Source organism: Armatimonas sp. (assembly GCF_043760365.1).
Lineage (GTDB): Bacteria > Armatimonadota > Armatimonadia > Armatimonadales > Armatimonadaceae > Armatimonas.
The window spans coordinates 1-4556 of sequence record NZ_JAYUPA010000508.1 but is presented as its reverse complement, the minus strand read 5'-3'; the positions used below and the strand labels follow the sequence as shown (position 1 = coordinate 4556).

4 protein-coding genes are annotated in these 4556 nt (G+C 58.0%); all 4 read right to left on the bottom strand.

Annotation, left to right across the window (positions count from 1 at the left end):
* Positions 1-118 precede the first annotated feature (118 nt).
* The gene (dusB, locus tag ACH2EH_RS11875) at positions 119-1138 is read right to left on the bottom strand and encodes a tRNA dihydrouridine synthase DusB (RefSeq protein WP_395141925.1); all 1020 of its coding nucleotides are present in this window, start codon (positions 1136-1138) and stop codon (positions 119-121) included.
* A gap of 9 nt (positions 1139-1147) precedes the next feature.
* Positions 1148-2035, bottom strand: coding sequence for a multiheme c-type cytochrome (locus tag ACH2EH_RS11870; RefSeq protein WP_395141923.1), 888 nt, complete (start codon positions 2033-2035; stop codon positions 1148-1150).
* Positions 2036-2283: 248 nt separating this feature from the next.
* Complete coding sequence (locus tag ACH2EH_RS11865; RefSeq protein WP_395141921.1) at positions 2284-3555, bottom strand: adenylosuccinate synthetase; 1272 nt, start codon at positions 3553-3555, stop codon at positions 2284-2286.
* Between the two features lie 4 nt (positions 3556-3559).
* Positions 3560-4519: a hypothetical protein gene (locus ACH2EH_RS11860; protein WP_395141919.1), complete on the bottom strand. Its 960-nt coding sequence runs from the start codon at positions 4517-4519 to the stop codon at positions 3560-3562.
* Positions 4520-4556: the final 37 nt, after the last annotated feature.

The following is a 4556-nucleotide window of genomic DNA, read 5'->3' as shown; positions in this document are numbered from 1 at the left end:
GCGAAGATACTTGGGGCAAAAGCCTCCGGGAAAATAGCGCGACGCCAGAATTTATGTTGAGCCCTTACTTGGTAAGTCTACCGAGTAAGGGCTTTTCTGGTTGATATAGATTTTGGGGTTACCCTTCCCCGATTTCGCTTTCTTTTTCTCCAAGAGTACCCTGCCACTCCCTTGCCTGGTCGAGCGCTGCCTCGACCTGCGCCAGTGTGCGCGTTTCCGTGTGTGTGATGGCACCGCGTAGGCGGGTCGCGCCTGGGATGCCTTTGAAGTAATGGGGAAGTAGTCCACGTAGCTCTCGGACGCCAATGTTCTCACCCTGTTGCAGGCACTGAAGCCGAGCATGCTGACGGGCGATTGCAAAGCGCTCGTCAATGGTGGGGCCAGAGCCGTAGGTGCCCGTAGCAAGATAGTCGGCGATTTGTTTGAGGAGCCACGGGTTTCCCAGTGCTGCACGGCCCACCATGACAGCGTCGCAACCGGTCTCAGCAACCATGCGTGCGGCGTCCTCGGGCGTCTCTATATCACCATTTCCCACGACCGGAATTAAGTCGCCGACTTCTTCTTTAACCCGTGCAATGATGCTCCAATCTGCGGTTCCTGAGAAACCTTGGCTTGCGAAGCGTGCATGTACCGCAATGGACTTTGCGCCAAGCTGCGCTGCTGACTTCGCAAACTTTATTGCAGTAATGTGGGGTTGCTGAAACCCGGCACGTACTTTCACGGTCACGGGTTTGTTAGGGACTGCCTCAACTACCGCTTTGACTACGGCCTCCGCTTGGCAGATGTCTTTCAGGAGCGCCGCACCGGCACCCGTCTTAGCGACTTTGGGTACCCAGCAGCCCATATTGATATCCACACCATCCGCGCCAGCGTCACAGACTATTCGTGCCGCCTCGGCCATCACTATTGGGTCGGCGCCAAAGAGCTGACAGAAACTGGGGTACTCATCGGCGCTCCAGTCGAACATCCCGAAAGTCTTTTCGTTCTTGTAGTGAATCGCCATCGAGCTAATCAGCTCGGTGACAACAAGCCCACAACCGCCGATCTGTTTGCAGATCACGCGGTAGGGATGGGAGGTGATTCCGGCCATAGGTGCCAGAACCACATTGGGGACGATATCAATATTGCCAATTCGCACGATACTATTCTATCGTGTGGGTTTGCCGTCACGGTAAATACGAATAAAATGATCGGCCATCTTAATGGGGAATGTTGTTCCTGGAAACACGCCCTTGGTGGGCATGTGGCAGGAAACGCACTTCGTTGTGGGATTGACGGGGCATATTTTCTTCGGAGCGGAGTGGCAGGAGAGGCAGGTTTTCTCGTAACGACGCTGATCCGTGGACACGTCTTCGTGGGGATTGTGGCACGTCACACAGCTTAGCTTGTCTTGGCTCTGGGTGAAGCACTTGCTCAGCGAGAGACCGTACGGCTGGAAACGATTCGTGGCCTGCTTGGCGAACTTGTCCATGTGTGCTACATCGGTGGGTGAGCGGTGACAGCGTCCACAGGCCTCATTGATGGCTTTTCCCCCCGCACCGGAGAAGGCGATGAGCTTCAGCCCACCGGACATATCCCTCTTCTGCATGGCGGAGACATGTGCCCCTCCCGCTCCATGGCACGATTCACAACCTACCCCGAAGAACTTCCGCTCCGGCATCAGCGTCTCGGGCACCGAGACCGCGTGGCAGCCGATACAGCGTTTCGCCTCCGCTCTTGTGTGGGTCTGCCCGACGACATTACTCTCAAAGCCCTCTTGGCCTGGCGTGACAATGAACTTTTTCTCGTGAGGGAAGTAGCTCTGCCGTATCTCTAAACTACCCTCTTCATGAAGGGCAAGATAGGTCATCCCGGTCTTGCCAGAGCCTAGGGCCAGATCCAGAGGGACAGAGACAGGCTCACCCGTATCTTTGTTAGGAACAATGATCGTGAGCTGTTTTTGTTCCCAGGCTAATTTTCCCCCACCGGGAACGGGACCCACGGGCGCAGCGAGCGCTCCAAGCTCGGTTTGGGAGGCCAGGAAGAGAGTTTTCATGTGGCGAGAGTTCTTGTGGGTCTTAAATTCCGCCGCATGGCATGGCTTGCAGGCGGAGTTGCCCACATAGGTTTCTCGCGTCAGGCTTTCCTGGTTTCCCCAGGGGTTGGCACTTGTCTCTGTGGAGGCTACGGGTTGGGAAGGTGTCTGCGAGCAGGCGGCTAGGAGCAGGAGAAACCCCGGGATAAAAAAATAACAAATGGATAGGAGTGGACGCGGCATCGGCTCTGGGAGGAGTATACCTTACTTCAAGCTCTCGCTGATTTATCGCTTGCCGTCTTTCCCCAGGACGTGACGGCGAGTGGTTTGCCGAGCAGCGCAGCAAGGTCTACAGCATGCGCTTGGGCAGACCCTGCCCAGGGGCGATAGATTGGTTTTGCCGCTCGTAGCGCTTCCGTCAGGCTTTCCTGGTATGTAAGATCCTGCCACGACCCGGGTGTGAGTGTCAAATTCTCATAGCCTGTTGCGAGTTGCCAGTCGCTGATAGGCTCCATTCGATCCAGACATGTCACTGCGAGGGCATCTATGCGTCCGGCAACCGCTAGGCCGTAGCGTAGGAGCCCAACATCCGGCCAGCCAACGCGTAGCTCGCCCTGCCAGGGATTGTCGGGGTTGGTGTCGTCGGCGAGGAGCTTCGTGAGCGCGGCAGCTTCTGTGGGGAAAGGCCCGGCCCCGTGCCGAGTCGCGTAGCCTCTGAGCACGCCCAGCGAGGTGATTTCCGCACCACTGCCCTCCAGTAAGTGAAACGCATTTGCTGTTGTTACAGTGGACCAGGTGGTGTAGGGATGAAATCCGCGCCATTCATCCAGTAGCACCCCCTGAGAACCTTCAAAAATCGTTGCCGCCTTTACACGCGCCAGGTGCTCTCGAAGATAGCCCTCTGGGGCAAGTGTCACACTTCCAAGTAAGCTCTGGCAGATCGTGATCCAGGCATTCAGCTCCTCGTCATCAGAGTCAATCAATAGCCCAGGGCACTCCATGCGCTTGCGTGTTCTATGCCGCAGGAGCCGCTCACGGAGTGCAATGGGGTTGGTGAGATGCCGGACACGGAGGGCATCGCTTGGGTAGGCGAGTGCCTCTGCCTGCGTCTCGCCAATGCCTAACCCACACGAGCCATGGCGGGCGGTGCCACGTTTCTGCTCTTTGTAGCGGTTCGCGGCCATGTGCCAGGGGGATGTCAGGAGCGCCTCGGGGTGCAAAAACAGCCGCGAGAGAGCGTCGTTAACCCCACTTGCCTTGAGCCCCTCGTTCTCCCAGAAGAGGGTGAGTGGGTTGACGAGCATAAACTCCGAGAGATAGGTGCGCACGCCCGGCACAAATGTCCCCGCGCCAAACTGCTGGAACGTGTGGGCATTTCCCTCCGGAGTCTGCACAGCGTGAGCGGCTTGTGCCCCACCTGAGTGGCGGACGATCAGAGGCGAGCGCCCGGAAGTGGCTAGCTCCCGGGTCGCCCAGTCTACGATGGTTCCCTTGCCGCTATCGCCAAAGAGCAGGTCGGTAACAATAATCGCGCGGTGCATGGGTTTACAGGCGCACGGCTTTGGAGCCGCTCTCCGTGGCCACCAGCGCACTCGCCGCCACGGGGGCCAGTGTCCCCGGTGCGATTTTGCCCAGGGCGCTCGCTGCCGACGCGACGCGCCCTGCATCGAATCCATGTTTCTTGAGCGCCGCTGCTGAGTCCGTGACCGCACGGCCTGCGAGTGCTCCGATAGTCATGGCAAGCTGCGGGACAATCTGCTCACGCTCTGCGGCTCGAATGACGTGCTGCGCGGGCAACAGCTCCTTCCAGGACTGCTCGATGCTCTTATCATCGAAGTGATAAGTCCCACCGGGCCGAATAAGAAAGACATTCCAGCGCCGCTGAAGCTCCTCGGCAATGAGCGCGGTGGAGATGTCTTGCCCGATATCTTCTCCGAGCCACTGTTTTACCGCATCGCGGCTGACACTCTTGTAGTAGTTCTCATCACCGATCAAGAACAGTGCGCCCTTGGTGCCGCGTTTCTCCCAGGCATCGGTGACAACATGACGGGCGAAGAAGTAGAGCGCCAGGTCATACGACTCCTCGTGGGTTCCGCCGCCGCCGCCCTCCAGATAGATCTGCGAGAGGCACTTCTCCACCAGGGAATCGTCCGCCTCGAACTCTCCCATCTGAAGCGGGGCGGAGTCGCAGAAGGCATCGCCCACCGCGCCGAAGCAGAGCTGTGGATTGGCGACCACATTTTCTTTGAGCACGAAGCCCATGAGCTTGCCCAGCTCTTTTTGCAGATAGTTTGGAATATCGCGCATCGAGCCGGTGACATCGAACATCACGGCAATCGGAAACGAAAGGGGGCTGTCGGCGTTGTCGCGTGACTCACGATTGAGCTTGGTGCGGACATCCATACTCTCGTGGAGGCCACTGTGGGTAAAGAGCGACGTTCCTGTGGCGGTTCGTGCCGCCGCCCGTGCGCTGTAGCTTACCGAGTCGAAATATCCTGATCCCATTTTTTTCTCCTACGGAACGATAAACTCGGCAAATGCT

Excerpts from the sequence above, each read along its gene's own strand:
- ACH2EH_RS11865 (WP_395141921.1), bottom strand. The coding sequence starts at position 3,555 with ATGCACCGCGCGATTATTGTTACCGACCTGCTCTTTGGCGATAGCGGC.
- ACH2EH_RS11860 (WP_395141919.1), bottom strand. The coding sequence starts at position 4,519 with ATGGGATCAGGATATTTCGACTCGGTAAGCTACAGCGCACGGGCGGCG.
- ACH2EH_RS11870 (WP_395141923.1), bottom strand. The coding sequence starts at position 2,035 with ATGAAAACTCTCTTCCTGGCCTCCCAAACCGAGCTTGGAGCGCTCGCT.